Annotated in this window: 17 protein-coding genes; 9 read left to right on the forward strand and 8 right to left on the reverse strand. The window is 47.9% G+C overall.

Going from position 1 to position 17,874, the window contains the following annotated elements:
* The first annotated feature begins 89 nt into the window (after positions 1-89).
* The 3 genes from AC5YB1_RS01765 to AC5YB1_RS01775 all read left to right on the forward strand — a co-directional run bounded on the left by AC5YB1_RS01765 (position 90) and on the right by AC5YB1_RS01775 (position 1,403).
* Entirely contained in the window at positions 90-632 is a 543-nt protein-coding gene (locus AC5YB1_RS01765) for a helix-turn-helix transcriptional regulator (RefSeq protein WP_494520477.1), read from the forward strand.
* Positions 633-767: 135 nt separating this feature from the next.
* Positions 768-1,010, forward strand: coding sequence for a GDCCVxC domain-containing (seleno)protein (locus AC5YB1_RS01770; protein WP_475515341.1), 243 nt, complete (start codon positions 768-770; stop codon positions 1,008-1,010).
* A 93-nt stretch (positions 1,011-1,103) separates the two neighbouring features.
* Positions 1,104-1,403, forward strand: coding sequence for a hypothetical protein (locus AC5YB1_RS01775; RefSeq protein ID WP_494520478.1), 300 nt, complete (start codon positions 1,104-1,106; stop codon positions 1,401-1,403).
* Positions 1,404-1,731: 328 nt separating this feature from the next.
* Here the strand turns inward: AC5YB1_RS01775 and AC5YB1_RS01780 are convergent.
* From AC5YB1_RS01780 to hutI, 3 genes are all read right to left on the reverse strand, one after another.
* A protein-coding gene (locus AC5YB1_RS01780) for an IS3 family transposase (protein WP_494519615.1) occupies positions 1,732-2,834 on the reverse strand; the annotation gives its coding sequence in 2 pieces (ribosomal slippage) (positions 1,732-2,570 and positions 2,570-2,834; 1,104 coding nt in all).
* 88 nt (positions 2,835-2,922) lie between these two features.
* A complete protein-coding gene (locus AC5YB1_RS01785) occupies positions 2,923-4,557 on the reverse strand; it encodes a KAP family P-loop NTPase fold protein (protein ID WP_494520479.1) in 1,635 nt (544 codons plus the stop codon).
* A 427-nt stretch (positions 4,558-4,984) separates the two neighbouring features.
* Positions 4,985-6,211, reverse strand: coding sequence for an imidazolonepropionase (gene hutI / locus AC5YB1_RS01790; protein WP_494520480.1), 1,227 nt, complete (start codon positions 6,209-6,211; stop codon positions 4,985-4,987).
* A gap of 184 nt (positions 6,212-6,395) precedes the next feature.
* Here hutI and hutC point away from each other — a divergent pair, with 184 nt between their 5' ends.
* From hutC to AC5YB1_RS01810, 4 genes are all read left to right on the forward strand, one after another.
* Positions 6,396-7,103 (forward strand): histidine utilization transcriptional repressor HutC, encoded by a 708-nt coding sequence (gene hutC / locus AC5YB1_RS01795; RefSeq protein ID WP_475515336.1) that lies wholly within the window; start codon positions 6,396-6,398, stop codon positions 7,101-7,103.
* 89 nt (positions 7,104-7,192) lie between these two features.
* The gene (gene hutU / locus AC5YB1_RS01800) at positions 7,193-8,872 is read left to right on the forward strand and encodes a urocanate hydratase (RefSeq protein WP_494520481.1); all 1,680 of its coding nucleotides are present in this window, start codon (positions 7,193-7,195) and stop codon (positions 8,870-8,872) included.
* A 24-nt stretch (positions 8,873-8,896) separates the two neighbouring features.
* Positions 8,897-10,429: a histidine ammonia-lyase gene (gene hutH / locus AC5YB1_RS01805; RefSeq protein ID WP_494520482.1), complete on the forward strand. Its 1,533-nt coding sequence runs from the start codon at positions 8,897-8,899 to the stop codon at positions 10,427-10,429.
* A gap of 225 nt (positions 10,430-10,654) precedes the next feature.
* Positions 10,655-11,125, forward strand: a complete 471-nt coding sequence (locus AC5YB1_RS01810; RefSeq protein WP_494520483.1) for a PaaI family thioesterase — start codon at positions 10,655-10,657, stop codon at positions 11,123-11,125.
* Between the two features lie 127 nt (positions 11,126-11,252).
* On the opposite strand, the gene AC5YB1_RS01815 is transcribed toward AC5YB1_RS01810, so the two are convergent.
* Positions 11,253-11,918, reverse strand: a complete 666-nt coding sequence (locus AC5YB1_RS01815) for a DUF3157 family protein (protein WP_494520484.1) — start codon at positions 11,916-11,918, stop codon at positions 11,253-11,255.
* Between the two features lie 407 nt (positions 11,919-12,325).
* Between AC5YB1_RS01815 and AC5YB1_RS01820 the strand changes: the two genes are divergently transcribed.
* Positions 12,326-13,582, forward strand: coding sequence for a mechanosensitive ion channel family protein (locus AC5YB1_RS01820; RefSeq protein WP_494520485.1), 1,257 nt, complete (start codon positions 12,326-12,328; stop codon positions 13,580-13,582).
* A gap of 39 nt (positions 13,583-13,621) precedes the next feature.
* Here AC5YB1_RS01820 and AC5YB1_RS01825 read toward each other — a convergent pair whose 3' ends face one another.
* Together AC5YB1_RS01825 and AC5YB1_RS01830 are read right to left on the reverse strand one after the other, a co-directional pair.
* Positions 13,622-14,245 carry a LysE family translocator gene (locus AC5YB1_RS01825; protein WP_494520486.1) on the reverse strand — a complete coding sequence of 208 codons (624 nt, stop codon included), beginning with the start codon at positions 14,243-14,245 and terminating at the stop codon, positions 13,622-13,624.
* Positions 14,246-14,320: 75 nt separating this feature from the next.
* Positions 14,321-14,878 carry a lysophospholipid acyltransferase family protein gene (locus tag AC5YB1_RS01830; RefSeq protein ID WP_494520487.1) on the reverse strand — a complete coding sequence of 186 codons (558 nt, stop codon included), beginning with the start codon at positions 14,876-14,878 and terminating at the stop codon, positions 14,321-14,323.
* 108 nt (positions 14,879-14,986) lie between these two features.
* Between AC5YB1_RS01830 and AC5YB1_RS01835 the strand changes: the two genes are divergently transcribed.
* Positions 14,987-15,409, forward strand: coding sequence for a YybH family protein (locus AC5YB1_RS01835; protein WP_475515328.1), 423 nt, complete (start codon positions 14,987-14,989; stop codon positions 15,407-15,409).
* Here the strand turns inward: AC5YB1_RS01835 and AC5YB1_RS01840 are convergent.
* Together AC5YB1_RS01840 and AC5YB1_RS01845 are read right to left on the reverse strand one after the other, a co-directional pair.
* A complete protein-coding gene (locus AC5YB1_RS01840; protein ID WP_475515327.1) occupies positions 15,406-16,176 on the reverse strand; it encodes an NRDE family protein in 771 nt (256 codons plus the stop codon). The genes AC5YB1_RS01835 and AC5YB1_RS01840 overlap by 4 nt on opposite strands.
* Before the next feature lie 84 nt (positions 16,177-16,260).
* Positions 16,261-17,859 carry a ZIP family metal transporter gene (locus AC5YB1_RS01845; RefSeq protein ID WP_494520488.1) on the reverse strand — a complete coding sequence of 533 codons (1,599 nt, stop codon included), beginning with the start codon at positions 17,857-17,859 and terminating at the stop codon, positions 16,261-16,263.
* Positions 17,860-17,874: the final 15 nt, after the last annotated feature.

The following is a 17,874-nucleotide window of genomic DNA, read 5'->3' on the forward strand; positions in this document are numbered from 1 at the left end:
CAGCTCGTAGCGAAATAGAGCCTAAATAGATGCGATATCAAATCAACTTATTAGGTGTCATTGATCTTGCTGATGGAGTAGAAGTTCCCATGAAAAAGGATGTCGTCATTATTGTGTTGTTGGTGCTAATCATGCTGTTTAAATTGCTTGATATTGTCGCCGACTTTCAGCTTGATATCCCTGCTTGGCATATAGCTCAAGAGGGGGTTTTGGTGTTGCTTACTGTCATCGCGACCGTTTACTTAAGTCATGATTTGATGCGCCGTTCGCGGCAGGTGAAAACCTTAGCCCAGCGCCTAGCCAAAGCCGATAAGCAGATAGATAACATGACCAGCCAGATGCGCTCCGCTCGGCAAGAATATAGCCAGGCAGTCTCTAGTCAGTTTACGACTTGGGGGTTCACTAAGAGCGAGCAACAGGTTGCCTTTCTCTTGTTAAAAGGCTTAAGTTTTAAAGAGATTGCCGAGGTGAGGCAAACCAAAGAGAAAACCGTACGCCAGCAGGCTTCCTCTATTTACAGCAAGGCCGATGTCGATGGTCGCCACACCTTCTGTGCCTGGTTTATGGAAGATTTTATCCAAGATCGTAATGATGAGTTAGCCTCGAGCACTGCGGCAAATGAGGCTGCTTAGTCGCTAGGCAAACCTGCCCAGCACAGCTCGAATCACCTTAACTAAGCCATTTAGTTTACTAGAATAGATTTTTTACCTTATCGACACCGATGTGAGCTATATGTGAGCTGCATGTACGCTATAAAAGGTGGAGGCATGATGAACCCGATACTAAGCCCAATAGAGTTAGTTTCTGAAATAACCTGCCCTTATTGTGGTAAGCATGCACAAGAAACCATGCCAACCGATGCCTGTCAGTTTTTCTATGAGTGCACCGCTTGTCACCAACTGCTTAAGCCGCTTGCGGGTGATTGCTGCGTGTTCTGCTCTTACGGCACAGTGAAGTGTCCGCCGATTCAGCAAGGTAGTGGTTGCTGTAAAGCTAAAGCGACTAAGTAATAAGAAATTTTTTTGGATTGGCCGATTGATTTCTTCCAGCAAGCTTTATAGTTTTGATGCTGTACTTTAATCTTTCCTATGGAGAGGGAAGCCATGCAACAAGCCGTAATCAAGTCGTCAAATGCCACCATTCAAAATGGCGTCGCACGCGCAGATGGTAAGTTTTGGGTCACCGAAAGTGATATCCATTTTGAACCGTACAACACAGAGTTTGGCTTAGGTCCCTATAAGCTCGATAGACAATCGGTATCTAAAGTCGAGAAATGCGTAGCGACGGGTGGCGGCTTTATTCCCGTGACCACAGATGCCATTAAAATCACCCTGTCAGATGATCACTCCTATAAATTTATTTTGGCCTATGCCGATGAATGGCTTCAGCTATTACGTCCCTAGTTAGAAATTAGCTGGATTAGGGGGCATTGAACATCCACGTCGGGTACTGTATTCGGTATACGAATGTAGTGATTGTGTGTTCACTGATGTTCCCTATATCATACTGAAATTTCTAATATCTCTATGGGGATGTGAAAGAATGACCTAATGTGCAGGTATGACTTCGGGCCGCTGTAAAGCCATCCATGGCTGCTTAACGAAAACGTCCCTGTTTTCGATCCCCTCAGCCATACCTATACACCTTATCCAACGTCTCTTCGATTAACCCTCTGTTGGTACTCTTGGATCGCGCAAATGATGGTCGTTGTGTAACCCTCCCTTATATCGATCATATTTTGAGAGAGTTTTCCTCAATTAATCGCTCATATAATTTAGGCGGTAAATCATTCAGTGATTCATGTGGCCGATCATAATTATATTCTTCAATCCAACTATCTGTGATTTCCCTTACTTCAGTCAAGCTATTGAACAAGTAACAGTCTAATACTTCATTTCGATAAGTGCGGTTGAATCGCTCAATATACGCATTTTGCGTTGGTTTTCCTGGCTTAATAAAATCTAACTTGATGCCATGTTCTTCAGCCCATATCTCAAGTGCATGTGAGATAAATTCTGGCCCATTATCTTGCCTTAATCGCTTTGGGTAACCACGGTAGGCTGCGATTCTATCCAGCACGCGTATAACCCTCTGTGCAGGTAAGCTCGAGTCCACTTCGATGGCTAACGCTTCACGATGATAATCATCAATGACATTAAATGTTCTGAAAGACTTGCCTGAAAATAAGTTATCACTCATAAAATCCATAGACCAGCATTCATTAGCCTTTGCTGGAACGGCCAGTGGCTCAGGCTCTCGAGAAGGTAAGCGCTTTTTACCTTTACGCCGTAAGTTAAGCTTCAAACCACAATAAATACGGTACACACGTTTATGGTTCCATTTATGGCCTAGGAGCCGTAGCCGCTTAAATATCTTCCGAAACCCATAGGCCTTATGTTTTTCAGCAATGTCTGATACTGCCTCAATAATATCATTATCATCTATACGTTTAAGTTGATAATAATATGTGCAACGACTGATGTTTAACGCATCACAAGCCAGCACAACACCTAGGCCAAATTCATTAATGGCATAGTGGGCTAATACCTTTCGTTCTGCTGGCCTTATAGCTTTTTTTCAACAATATCTTTGAGTGCCATATTTTGTAAGCTGACATCAGCAAACATCTTTTTAAGTTTGGCGTTCTCGGCTTCTAATTCCCGCATACGGGTTAAGTCAGAGGCTTGCATCCCACCGTACTTAGATTTCCATTTGTAATAGGTACTTTGACCTACATTATGTTTGCGACATAACTCAGGCACAGTCTGTGCACCAGACTCGCCTTCTTTGAGGATGTTGATAATTTGGCTTTCAGTAAAACGTGTCTTTTTCATGTGATTCTCCATTTGGTTTAGTGTAAATGGAAAACTCTATTTAAAACATTCTGATTTTAAGGGAGGGTTACAGTTGCACACTTTGATTTTATGTACTTTCTAATTCTTGTATATCCAGTGCAGAAGCGAGTTCGACAAGATCTTTGTATGTAGAAATATCATAAGTACTTTGCGTTGTTTCTCTATCCATGAAAATGACAACCCAATCAGTACTTGAATTACGATTATTATGGTGAGATAAATTTCTGATAGATTGTCCTTTTAAATTGCTGCTGTTGGGGTGTTTGCTTTTTATAAATGAGTGTGAAATTCCTATAAATTGGTGGATGCTTATAACATATTGCTTATCGGGACCGATTTGATTTGCTGTCTCAATTGATTGTAAATCAGAGCGAAATTCATTAAACAATTCTCTCGGAGACAATTCAACTTCCACAGGTTTCAAGTCACCAATTAAAGCTAATTCATTGATTAAATTTGATAATGTTTTTTGTCGTTCAACAGTTTGATCCATGTTTTTTGCAATCATTGAGTCATACAAGAACTGGTTTTTTTCTCTTAGACAGAGCAGAAAGACAAGATAAAGTAGGTTGATGTGAGAATGTGCTTTTAGATGCTCAACAATAGATATGAGCCGCTCGGTTATTTGAATGACTTGCCTTGCTGATAACGAAAAGGCGTTATAAATGGTTGTCAGGTTTTTGAGTGGTATTACATCTGAGTCTTCAGTCCGGACATCAAGCTCTGGCCAGTTCTTGATATTTCTATCGTTGAAGTATGATTCAGATAACTTTTCTATATCACAGTGAACTGGTAGTAGCTTCTCAAAAGAGGAGGACTTGAGGGTATAACGACTGTTAAAGAATCTGCCAAGGTAAGTACGTGCATCGAACCCTTCGCCGTAAATTGCCTTTATTGTATGTTGTAGTTGTTCGGTATCAGTGGCAACGACAAATACGACGCCGGGTATGTCAAAAATGTGCTTAATGGTTTCGAGCATTTCAACCGCATAGCTAGGTCTGCATCGATCCAATTCATCAATAAAAATAAATGCAGGTGACTGCTTTTGTTGAAGTCCAACGACGGCGCTGACCCATTGCTCAACACTTAGCTTTAAACTGGCTATTGCGTCAGATTTTGCATCGTGATCCTTGATTAAGTGTTCGACCATTTTAGAGGCTGCCAGCCCCATATCGATCTCTTGACCATTTTCATCCCTAATAGCTTCGCCAATATCGCCATCATCGGCTTGCTGAATGATTTTGACGGGATCTATGCCTAAGTATCTGGTTGCGACTCCTCTTGCAATGCTTGGAGCGGCGGCTTTTAGTAAGCCTATTAATTTACGTGGTGTTTTAAATAGCGGGTCTTCTTCGCCTTTTCCTGCTTGTTCTCTTAATTGTTTTATCATCGAGGAGATGACCGTCATCAAGGGATCATCTGAGTAGTCTTGCTTCCAAGCGTCTACATAGACAACAGGATATTCCTCTTTCAAATCTGCCGCCCAGCGACGTAAGAAGTAAGATTTACCAGCCCCCCACTCGGCGTTTAAATTTAAAACATAGTTATGTTTCTCGCTTGAGCTATCTTCGCCCTTTGATGCCAAAAAATGTGTCAGAAACTCTGCATACTTTGCGCGATCTAGCTGGTCGGCAGGGAAGTTTTCACTGCAGTCTTGTATTTTTAACGGACTTGACCAATCAATCGTAATTTGTGACACCATTTACTGGATCTCGAGTGACATTTGATAGGTTATCTTGGTCTTTATGTTAATGAATTTCAATTGTATATCCCTCATTACAAGAATTTGTTTGAGCGATCCTTTTAGGTATGGAGGTCGTGGCTGTGGAAGTTAGCCTTTGGGTTGTGAGTAGAGTTTTTTTAGAAGGGCTGGACACTTTTGTAATGAAGCTAAATCGAAGAGACAGATGACTAGGTGTAAGCACGCTTTTGGCCTTCGGTGGCAGGGATGCCACCGCAGAGCACCCAGGGATGGGCTTGCTGCGTGCCAAAAGAGTGTTTGCACATAAGCCCACCGCAGGTGATAGGTTGCCAAGGTGTTATGGTTTAAAAACACCTATCAAATGAAAATTTGGCTCAGGAGCCAACCCAAACGATGAGTCAGCCTCATCGCTTAGGTTAAGCCAAGGCTATTGATGCACTAATCGGCCTTTCTTCACCACATCCTTACACACATTAACCCCATAGCTATAGGCCAGTGCGGCTGGGGTGGTGATATCCCAGTGACAGAAGTCGGCTTGCATGCCAGCGCGTAATACGCCGACACTCTCTTCAATATCCAGCGCCTTGGCGGCGTTGCGTGTCATGCCGGCTAAGGCTTCTTCTGGCGTTAAGCGGAACAGGGTGCAACCCATGTTGAGCATCAATAGGCTCGAACACAGCGGTGATGAGCCGGGGTTGTAATCGCTGGCGAGCACCATAGGCACTTGATATTGGCGCAACAAGTCGATAGGAGGCATCTGGGTTTCACGCAGGAAGTAGTATGCGCCTGGCAGCAGGGTGGCACAGGTACCGCTTTCACTGAGGGCCTTTACGCCCGCTTCGTCTAAGTATTCGATATGATCCACCGATTTAGCGCCCAGCTTGGCGGCCATAGCCGAGCCGCCTAAATTAGATAACTGCTCGGCATGAAGCTTGATATCCAGCCCTGCCGCTTTGGCGGCGCTGAGTACGCGCTCCGTTTGCGCTAGGCTAAAGGCGATATTTTCGCAAAACACATCGACGGCATCGGCAAGGTTTTCAGCTATCACCGCGGGTAGCATCTCGTCGATAACGAGATCCACATAAGCGTCGCTATTATTTTTATACTCTGGCGGGATCGCATGGGCGCCTAAAAACGTGGTTTTTACATCCACATGATGATGCTTGCCAAGCTCACGAGCAACGCGCAGCAGTTTGAGTTCGGTGTCGGTATCCAGCCCATAGCCTGATTTTATCTCGACCGTGGTTACTCCCTCTTTAGCTAGGGCATTGAGACGTTGCCTTGCAAGGTCAAATAACTCGGCTTCTGATGCGTCACGGCAGGCTTTGACTGTCGAGATGATACCGCCGCCCGCCCGCGCAATCTCTTCGTAGCTGGCGCCTTGCAGACGCAGTTCAAACTCATTGGCACGATTACCCGCGAACACTAAATGAGTGTGGGCATCGATAATGCCCGGGGTCAGCCAGCCGCCTTTACCTCTGTAAACTGGCGTTGACAATACGTCAAATTGTGGCAACTCACTGCGTGGGCCAACCCAAGCAATTTTGCCCTCTTTTACCGCCAGAGCCGCATCGGTGATTGCACCGTAAGGCACTGAAATATCTGGATCCATTGTCGCAATGTTGACGTCAATCCAAACCTGATCCCAAGACATAATATTTCCCTCAAGGTGCGACCTAAACATGTCGCGATCATTAATTTGTGTGAGCTAGCTTGTGCTTGCTTGTATATACAAGCTAGGATTATAGCGGTTAATTTAATCACTTTTAAAGTGATATTGCCCTATCACAGTCTGCATCAAGATGATGGGGTCATCACCATAAGCTTAAGGAGCTTAGATGGCTACGCCTAAGTTTGCTGAGATTAAACAATTCATTCTGACCAAGGTTGAAACCGGTGAGTGGCAACAACATAGCCGCGTGCCGTCTGAAAATCAGTTAGCCGAGCTGTTTGAGTGTAGTCGCATGACGGCCAGACGGGCGTTAACAGAGCTCACTGAATCGGGCGTGCTCGAGCGCTCTCAAGGGCTAGGCACTTTTGTGGCTGGGCTAAAGTCGCAGTCGTCGATGCTGGCGATTCGCAATATAGCCGATGAGATCAAAGACCGCGGTCATGGCTATAGCGTGCAGCAACTTGAACTAAAACAGATTCAGGCGCAAGCGCAGACAGCGATAGCCTTGGGGCTCGAAGAGGGTTGCCCTGTGTTTTACTCGCTGTTAGTGCACTGTGAGCAGGCGCTGCCGCTGCAAATTGAGGAGCGCTATGTTAATCCCCAACTGGCGCCTGATTACCTTGAGCAAGATTACACTTTGCAAACGCCTCATGAGTACCTGTCATTTGTGGCGCCCTTGACCGAGGCACGTCACACCATCGAGGCGATCCTTGCCAATCCGTCACAGCAACAACAATTGCAGATTGAAGGCAGTGAGCCCTGTTTGCAGATCTTACGTCGCACCTGGTCACGCCAAGGTGTGGTGAGTTTTGCGCGGCTTATCCACCCCGGTAGTCGTTTCCGTTTAGGTGGTCATTTGACCTTTAACCGTTAACGCCTGCCTGATGAAATGAGCGTAATACCAAAAATATTAAATATAACAATCGCGTTAAGCGATGAGATAACACAAATTGAGGAAAACCCATGACCAATAGACACGACCCAAGCCGTCGCATTATCGCGCCCCACGGCACAACATTAAGCTGTAAGAGTTGGCTTACCGAAGCGCCGATGCGCATGTTGATGAACAACCTGCATCCCGATGTGGCCGAACGTCCAGAAGACCTCGTGGTCTATGGTGGCATTGGCCGAGCGGCGCGTGACTGGGAGTGTTATGACAAGATCATCGAAGTACTGCAGCGCTTAGAAGATGATGAAACCTTGTTGGTGCAGTCTGGTAAGCCAGTGGGCGTATTTAAGACCCACAGCAACGCGCCTCGCGTGATCATCGCCAACTCAAACCTAGTACCGCATTGGGCTAACTGGGAACACTTTAACGAGCTAGATAAAAAAGGTTTGGCTATGTACGGCCAGATGACCGCAGGGTCTTGGATCTATATAGGCTCCCAAGGCATAGTGCAGGGCACCTATGAAACCTTCGTTGCTATGGCTAAGCAGCACTTTGGTGGTGACGCTAAGGGTAAATGGATCTTAACCGGCGGCCTTGGCGGCATGGGCGGAGCCCAACCTTTAGCAGGTACCATGGCGGGCTATTCGGTGCTGGCTTGTGAGGTTGATGAGACGCGTATCGATTTCCGCCTACGTACCCGCTACGTCGATAAAAAGGCCACTAACCTAGATGAAGCGTTAGCTATGATCGATGCAGCCAACAACGCGGGCACTCCCGTATCAGTCGGCTTACTTGCTAATGCTGCCGATGTGTTTGCCGAGTTGGTCGAGCGCGGCATTACCCCTGATGTGGTGACTGATCAAACCTCTGCCCATGACCCACTTAACGGCTATCTACCCCAAGGCTGGACGCTAGAACAGGCTGCTAAGATGCGTCAAAAAGATGAAGCTGCGGTAGTTAAGGCGGCTAAGCAATCGATGGCGGTACAAGTTAAGGCGATGTTAGCGCTACAAGCGGCTGGCGCTGCGACGACCGATTACGGCAATAATATTCGTCAGATGGCGTTCGAAGAGGGCGTAGCGAACGCATTCGATTTCCCCGGTTTCGTGCCTGCCTATGTGCGTCCGCTGTTTTGTGAAGGTATTGGCCCATTCCGTTGGGCGGCACTGTCTGGCGATCCCGAAGATATCTATAAAACCGATGCCAAGGTCAAAGAGCTTATTCCTGATAACCCACAGCTGCATAACTGGCTGGATATGGCGCGCGAGCGCATTGCGTTTCAAGGTTTGCCTGCGCGTATCTGTTGGGTAGGATTAAAAGACCGTGCGCGTTTAGCGTTAGCGTTCAACGAGATGGTTAAAAATGGTGAGCTATCGGCGCCAATTGTGATTGGTCGCGATCACTTAGATTCAGGCTCTGTTGCCAGCCCTAACCGTGAAACCGAATCTATGCTTGATGGCAGCGATGCGGTATCGGATTGGCCCTTGATGAATGCATTGCTCAATACAGCGAGTGGCGCCACTTGGGTCTCCTTGCATCATGGTGGTGGTGTCGGCATGGGCTTTAGTCAGCACTCGGGTGTGGTGATTGTGGCCGATGGTAGCGATGATGCCGCCGTGCGTTTAGGCCGTGTATTGTGGAATGACCCTGCAACAGGGGTGATGCGTCATGCCGATGCCGGCTACGATATTGCTAAGCAATGCGCCGCCGAGCAGGGCTTAGATCTGCCCATGCTCACCACAGCAAATAAATAATAACAATAATAAGAGAGCGTATTTATGCATCATTTAGTATTAAAACCGGGCACCCTTAGCCTAGAACAACTGCGCGAAATTAGCCGCAGTAAAGTGAGTCTTGAGCTGTGTCCAAGTGCCATTGCCGATATCAATACCAGTGCCAGTCTGGTGCAGCAAGTTGTCGATGAAGGTCGCACTGTCTATGGTATCAACACAGGTTTTGGTCTGCTGGCCAACACCAAAATAGGTAATGATGATCTGCAGTTGTTGCAGCGTTCTATCGTGCTGTCTCATGCAGCGGGTACCGGCCAACCTATGCGCGATACGACCGTGCGCTTGATGATGGTGCTCAAAATTAATTCCCTTAGCCGTGGTTTTTCGGGTATCCGACTTGAGGTGATTAACTTTCTTATCGCCTTGGTCAATGCCGAAGTTTACCCCTGTGTGCCTGAGAAAGGTTCTGTGGGGGCATCAGGCGATTTAGCGCCACTGTCACACATGTGTCTGCCGCTGCTTGGTGAAGGCAAGATGAGTTATCGTGGTGAGCTGATTTCAGCTGCTGAAGGTCTTGAAATCGCAGGTCTTAAACCCATTGAGTTGGCGGCCAAAGAAGGTTTAGCGCTGCTTAATGGAACACAGGCGTCGACCGCATTAGCACTGGAAGGGTTGTTTAACGCAGAAGATCTATTTGCCGCTAGCTCGGTGATTGGTGCCATGAGTGTCGAAGCGGCAATGGGCAGTCGTAGCCCGTTCGATCCTCGTATTCATGCGGCGCGTGGCCAAAAAGGCCAGATCGATTCGGCAGCAATTTTCCGTCATCTATTAGGTGATGAGTCGGAGATCAGTCTCGATCACGTCAACTGTGAGAAGGTGCAAGATCCTTACTCTCTGCGTTGTCAGCCGCAGGTACTGGGTGCCTGTTTGACCCAAATTCGTCATTCGGCAGAGGTGTTAGCGGTTGAGGCCAACGGGGTAACCGATAACCCATTAGTGTTCCAAGATACTGGCGCTATCATCTCTGGCGGTAACTTCCACGCCGAACCTGTGGCAATGGCTGCCGATAACTTGGCGATTGCGCTTGCCGAGCTTGGCTCGATTGCCGAGCGCCGTATTGCGCTGCTGATCGACTCAAACCTGTCAAAACTCCCGCCATTCCTCGTCGAGAATGGCGGCGTAAACTCTGGCTTTATGATAGCGCAAGTGACCGCTGCGGCGTTGGCTTCAGAGAACAAGACTTACGCGCATCCGGCGTCTGTTGACAGCTTACCGACGTCGGCTAACCAAGAAGATCATGTATCGATGGCCACGTTTGCGGCTCGTCGTCTGCGTGATATGTCAGAGAACACTCGTGGTGTGCTGGCGGTGGAGTTACTCGCTGCGGCGCAGGGACTTGATTTCAGAGCGCCATTGCAGCCCAGTGTCGCGGTAGCCAAAGCCAAGGCGGAACTGCGTGAGTTAGTCACTTACTACGATAAAGACCGTTTCTTTGGCCCAGATATCGAAGCGGCGACAGACTTGCTATTGACCGCAAGCTTCAATGCTTACCTGCCAGTGGGCACTATGCCAAGCTTTTAATGGTATCGCTTTAGTTGTCGCAGAAAGGGCCTAACGGCCCTTTTTTATTGGCGAGTGTTTAACTGGAAGCGTGCTAATTCCCCTTCATACACTTTCTGCATCTGCACTTGTGAGCATCGAAACTGGTGACAATAGGTAGTTAGGATTAAGCCTTAAGTTGGTATTGTTCAAGGGGGTGAATCGATATAGCGTGGTAACTTGCCATAATTGATAGAGGATGTGTAGATGCAGCAAGGAGTCGCGTTTCAGGATGTCTATCCTGATGATTTAAGTCACTGTTATGGCTGTGGGCGTAATAATAGTCAGGGGCATCAGCTTAAGAGCTACTGGCGTGGGGAGGAGACCGTCGCCCACTTTATGCCCGAGCCGTTTCATACTGCAATCCCAGACTTTGTCTACGGCGGGCTTATTGCCTCGCTTATCGATTGCCATGGTACCGGCAGTGCCAGTGCAGCGGCGCAGCGAGCAATGCAACAGGCGGGGGATTCGGATGCAGAACCACCAAGATTTGTCACTGCAGCGCTGAATATCGATTACTTATCCCCGACGCCAATGGGGGTAGAACTCGTGCTTGTGGGCGAGATTAAAGAGGTGAAACCGCGCAAAGTGGTGGTCGATATTTCACTGTCTGCTGGTGGGATCCTTTGTGCTAGAGGTCATATGGTGGCGGTTAAGATGCCCGAGACCATGATGTAAGTGACTTGCTGTATCGCATCTTAAATGTGAAGTGCTAACCAAAGAGGCTCAATCACGGATGATTGAGCCTCTTTGGTCTCATCAATAACTAGACCTGTGATGTTAATTTGAGCGTGAATAAGCTGGCTTAGCGTGAGTCCATCTCTTTAATGTTGAGTGTTAGTAACTGCTTGCTCCACTGAGCTTTATCTACCCCTTCAATCCAAAACGTGTCGCTCTTGCGGGTTTGGCCTTTGCGAAGATAGGTTTCGGGCATTCTGAAAATGGCCTGCCAAACTTCAACTGTTTCCTTTTTGAGTAGCTGGCCAGAGTCGGCAAATAAGCCTATTTCTAGCTCGATCATCACATAACTTTCTGGGCTGGTACTGCTAAGCTCGAAGTTAAGCCCTAAGCGCCCCTTACTGTCCCATTGGCTATTCAGGTAGCTAATTTTAACTCCATTTTTTGCCGTAGACTTAAGCAGGTCTGACTGTTCGATGGCGCGACTGGTTAAGCTATTGGCGACCTCGGCGGCGGTGGTGACGGTTGCGACTGTTGCATCTTGTGCCGCTGCATTGAACTCGGGCGTATTTGGTGCTGGGCTTGTAGGCGTATCTTTTGGGGCTTGTGCTGTGGGTTGGTTTTCTAGAAACACATATTCCCAAGTAAAGTCATCATTGAGTTTGACGCTAGCGCCATTTTCAAGGGTGACAATGGCTACTGGCTCTGGCGCCATATCCTTAGCGAACGTCGATAGCGATATCAGCATCATGGCCAAGGCGGCATAGGCATAATAGGGTAGTGCTTTATACATGGAGTTAAGCCGATTCAATAGGGTTACCAAGTAGGCTAGCATAGACAAACTGAGAGAAAATTTATACACCATATCAAGCAACATAGGTTTTTTATGCCTCAGATAGGGTAAGCCACTGCGCGAGTTTAGGTTTTCAGGGCTGAGGTTTACGATTATCGGCTAATGTGTGTCATCTCGCTTTAATAAGCAACCTAGGCCAGCTTTGTCGTGGCAGCAATTCTTATGGCGTAGAAATGGATTGTTGTTCGGCTTTATATTACAGTCGAGCAATAGGATTAAAACAGCTTTAAAAATAAGTATTTGTAATACTTTTGTTAGTAAGCAGATACGCATGGATGACCCGCCACTGATATGGCGATGTTAACGGTTTAGCGGCGCGAGACATTTCGCCTCAGGAGATAAATATTTTGGATCAAGAACTACGCGTACATGTGTCGCAATGGCTGGCTCACTTTGGTATTGATACCCCAGCCGATGGCGTCTCTACCGGAATTATGTTGCTAGTGAGCGTACTGATCGCGCTTATCGGTTACCTGATTGTCAAACGTGGTGTGGTGCAGGCCATGAATCTGGTGATCCAGCGCTCTAAGGTTACTTGGGATGACATTTTTATGCGCCATCAGGTGCTAGAAAAGTTTGCCTTGCTGGTGCCGACCTTGATTTTAAGTATCTTACTGCCACTGGCATTAGTGGGGCATCCACTGCTGAGCAGCTTGGCCGACCGCCTGCTGGATGTTGCTATTGTTATTTTGTTTGTGCGCGGGGTGTATTGTGCTCTGGATGCACTCAATGAGATTGCCGATGTAAACCTTATCAGCCGCCGCTTACCGATTAAGAGCTTTGTGCAGCTGCTAAAGCTGTTTATGTTCTTTGTGGCTATCATCATCTCTATTTCTGTGTTGGCCCAGCAGTCTCCGGTGTACTTCCTCAGCGGCTTAGGTGTTGCCACCGGTTTGGTGATGTTGGTGTTCCGTGACACCATTTTAGGCTTTGTTGCGGGTATCCAACTTGCCGCTAACCGTATGGTAAGCCCTGGTGATTGGATCCAGATGGACAAATATGGTGCCGACGGTGCGGTCGAAGAGGTGTCATTAACCACGGTTAAGGTGCGTAACTGGGACCGCACACTCACTATGATCCCCGCTTATGCGCTGGTGTCTGATGCCTTTAAAAACTGGCGTGGCATGCAAGAGTCGGGTGGGCGACGCATTAAACGTGCGGTAAATATCGATATCGACTCGATAGCCTTTCTCAGTGAAGAGCAGAAGCAACGCTTAGGTAAAATTAATTTATTAAAAGAGTATCTGGCTCGTAAAGAGGTTGAAATTACCGAATTTAACGCCCATATCGAAGATGGTGATATGCCAGTTAACAGCCGTAATCTAACCAATGTGGGCACGTTTAGGGCTTATCTACTGGAATATATGCACAAGCATCCAAAAGTGCATCAAGATATGACGCTGTTAGTGCGTCAATTAGCCCCAACAACCGAAGGCTTACCGATAGAGATCTACATTTTCACCAACGATACCCGCTGGGCTATTTATGAAGATATTCAAGCGGATATATTCGATCATATTTATGCTGTACTACCGCAATTCAATCTGCGAGCGTTCCAATCACCCACAGGTGCCGATATTCGTAGTTTGAAGGTCGAGCATTAGCCTTAAGGTGTGACGGGGAGTCAGACTCAGTCCTCAAGCTCACTCTCTAGTGACTAAAATGGCGGCGAGGCTAAGAAACACGCCGCCACTGACTCTATCGAACCAATGCAGTCGATTACTGGATTTGAGTTTGGGAGCCAGCATATTAGCCATGCTGGCATAGATCATCACAAAGCTAAAATCGATCACTGCCCAGGTGAGCGCCAATATGGCCAGTTGTGGTATTTGGGGCTGATTGATGTCGATAAACTGTGGAAACAGTGCGCCGAAGAAGAGCAGATCTTTGGGGTTACTAATACCCACTAAAAATGCCTCTTTAAACATTTGCTTAGGCGATCCTTTGCCTTTGATATATTGCAAATCTAGCCCTTGAGCGCTGGCTTTGGTCATGATGAGTTTGATGCCAAGAAACAGCAGATAAGCGGCGCCGCAGTATTTGAGTAGCGCGAAACCATGCTCTGTGGCACTTAACAGTGCCCCCAGCCCCGCAGCAGAGGCTAACATCAACAGCAGCGCTGAACTGACGCTGCCTAGCGCCGTCGCCAAGCTGCGGGTTTTACCGAAATGGATACCGTGGCTCATCGAGAGTACTGCCATGGTGCCTGGTGAAATGGCAATCAATAAGACGGCAAACAAGTACAGTAACCAGGTATCAAAACTCATAGTAAAGCTAGTAGATAAAATGGGCAGTGGCCGCACTATAACCAGTGCGACCCGCTTTAGCAAACCTGCCCGTGGCTATTTTTGCGCGCTGTAATCGGGAATGGTTTTAGGGTGGCGCCCCTTGATGGTGCGGTAGAAATCTAAGATAGCGCCCATCTCTTGTGCTATGTCACCACTGACTTTTATGGCGGGTGGGATCACCACGGTTTTATGGGCAAAATCCAATGCGACCGTGACAATGGGGACATCGGCTGCCAGTGCAATATGGTAGAAGCCTGTTTTCCAGCGCGTGACAGGGCTACGGGTGCCTTCTGGCGCTAAGGCCAGTTTAAAGTGGGCATCGGCTTTAAACAGTTGCGCCACGGCGTCCACTAGATTGTTATTCTTGCGCCGATCCACTGGCGTGCCGCCAATGGCCTTGAACAACCAGCCCCAAGGTGGAATAAAGAGTTGATGTTTGCCGAGGAAATGGATGTTGTGTCCCAGAGCACCACGGGCCAATACACCGATAATAAAGTCCCAGTTACTGGTGTGGGGCGCCACAATGGCAATGTATTGCGGCGTGGTCGGTAAGGCGCCATCAATTTTCCAGCCCATTAACTTGAGTAGTGTTTTACACAGGGTTTGCAGCATAATTTAAGCTCTTTTAATAATGCAGTTGGGTGTTTTTTTAGTTAACCGATAATGTCTTACAGTAGTTTATTATATACTACACCTTAATTTCTCCCGATGGAGTACATCATGGTTAAAAATGGATGGTTAATGCTGGTACTGTTGTTGGTCTTTCCGGCGCAGGCAGTGCCTACGGATGAGATCACCAAGGTGATCACCGAGCAGCAGGACGCATGGAATCGCGCCGACTTAGATGCGTATATGCAGGGTTATTGGCACAATGACAAGGTGCGGTTTGTCTCGGGTAATAAATTTCGTTATGGCTGGGAAGAGACATTAGCGGCCTATAAGAAAAACTACCCAGACAAGGCGACATTAGGCACACTAAAATTCACCATTAACGAGATCAAAATGCTCAGCAACTATGCTGCCCTAGTGGTCGGGCGCTGGGAGTTGACGCGGGCAAAAGATCAGCCCAACGGTGTGTTTACCCTGTTAGTCGAAAAAATTGATGATAAATGGGTGATCACCCATGATCATACCTCTGATTAAGCGGTTATCTCTGGGCTAAGGGTAAAGCGCTGCCGCCCTAGGTTGCGCCCCTTGCCATCGTATCGTACCTCGATAAACTCGCTATTGCCTTGGTTATCTTGCAAGATAATCGAGGTCGAGCGCGTGCCATATTCTGGGTGTTTAATATAGATAGACGACAGCAGTCTTTCCCACTCTAATGCGATGCCTGTTTGTGGCAGTTCGCTGTCTTGAGCTTGGCTTTGGTCGGTCATAATGGCGAGCAGGGCATCGATATCGGGGGGCGTTGTTTGCGACAGTTGTTGCTCCAAGGCGCGGGTGCCTTTAGCCATTTTTGGCCAAATATCGTCTAAGGCCCCATTACTGATGGCATGAAAGCCGGGCGTGAGTTGCTTAAGGCTGTTATCTAAGCTGTGGTAACAATAGAGTTGATTGTGGCGGCCAAACAATAGGTTGAATGGGTTGTAGCGTTGATGATGCTCACTGAGCCAGTTATGGGTAATGCTGCTCGGTTCGTTTAACGCTTTGATCACTAATTCCCCACGGCTGCGGCTATCGGCATGCAGTTGCTCTGGCGCGCGAATATTGGTCAGCGCCGCAATATCGCCCTGTTGATTGATGCCTAACCAGCTCCCCCCCGCTTGGAGATCTTTGCCTGCCAGAACATGATGCTCACTCGGCCAGAGGTGGGCGGGTTCTGTGGGGCGCACATGGAACTCGTCGCGGTTAGCGCAGATGATAACCGGATGGTCAGGATGTACGCCAAGCGCGACAAAGAGAATGCACATTAGCTCAAACTCACAGGATAAATGATGGCTTTAATTTAGCTTTGTCGCGTCATAAAAGCCATCTAAATGGGCATCATCGCCTGACTAATGGTGATGATGTTTGTGAGTGTGCTGCTCAGGTTTTGCGCTTATGGCGTCATCAGCGTGTGCATGAGCCGTATCATCATGGTGATGATGGTCGTGAACTTTTGGTGTCCACAAGGTGATGCGCGCCATAAATTTACGTGGCCCTAACCTAAGTAAGCTTGCGCCAAACAGGAAGGTAATAACGGCTAAGGCTGCGGTATTCAGGTTTTGCGGCAGGGCAATAATAGTGCTCCACTGCGGGATCAGCCAATGGGTGCCTAAAAGGCAGATAATAATAAGCCCGGCTAATAGCAACCTTTGGGTCCAGTTCATCAGTTTTAGCTGCGCCAGATTAAATACCGGTGCGGCGAGCAGTGCGACCATGACAGCCTCGATACTCCAGCCACTGTAGGCCAGCGATAAGGCTAAGACGGCGCCGCCAAGATTACAAAAACGCATAGGTAAAAACAGCGCCATTAGCACCATCACTTGTACCAATGGGCTTTCTAGCGGCACTGATGGATGGCCGATGAGGTTGGCCAAAATCAAACTGAGGATGATCCACGGCGCGCTTCTATCCACTAAATGGGCGAAGCCAAAACGCCACGCCGAGATAGGCAGCCCTTGATGAGGATCGGTTAGTTGCACTCTGGTTAGCGTGAGCAATAGGCCGATAAGGGTTAGGCCAATCAGTTGGATCATCGCTAAGCTTGGCCCCAACAGTAGTAAGGTGATCACTAGCGCTTCAGGGCCTGCCAGTCGTTGCAGCCAGCGTTTACCTAGCTGAGGATGCTGTGGCGATAAACCAAACAAATAGCGCACGGTGGCGATAACATAGGCCAGAATAAGCACTGGCGCTAAGGTCAGTAACCATTGCATCAGTTGTTCTGTGCTGTGGCTGTGCTCATGATGCTCGTGTCCACCCGAATCCATGGCGAGCAGAATAAACAGCAAGGCGATGCCGAGCAGGCTGCCAATGCCGGCCTGGTATTCATATTTACCTTGTTTATCACTGATATTGTTGCCATGAGGCTGATGCAGTACCACATGTAAAATTGAGCCGGTGACAAAGGCTTGCAGGTAAACTGTGTTATCTAGGCTGAGGTGATTAAGCAGTTGTTCACCGGCGAAGTAGCCGATACCCGTGAGTAGCATCATGCTAGCCAATACCGCCATGGCCCAGCGGTTGCCGACTTGGGGTTTGAGTAACCACCATATGGCCAAACCGACCGGCAGCCGATGCAGTATCACGCCTAGGGCCAGTAGCGCCGAGTTGCCCTCTTGTTGGGCTAATACCATGGCGCCACCATCAGTCATCGTGTGCAGTAATAGACCGGTGATCCCCAGCGTTAGGGTGAGGTTATGGGTTACTTCAGAATAGCGATGGAAGAGGCGCTCACTCAGGGTGGGGCCCCACAAGCCTATGATCACAAACACTATGGCTAAGAAACCACCGTGCTCTAATAGTTCAGGCAAAATATGGATTAACACTAAGCCACCTAGCGAGACAAAGATAAATCCATCTAAGCCTTTTTGCAGGCCTGTTCCCGTGGTAAAGAAACGGTAGAACAGTGGGCCTAGCAGGAGTGCAATACAACTGGCGACGAGATAGTACATATTTAGTGTTAACAA

Source organism: Shewanella sp. 433 (genome assembly GCF_059338565.1).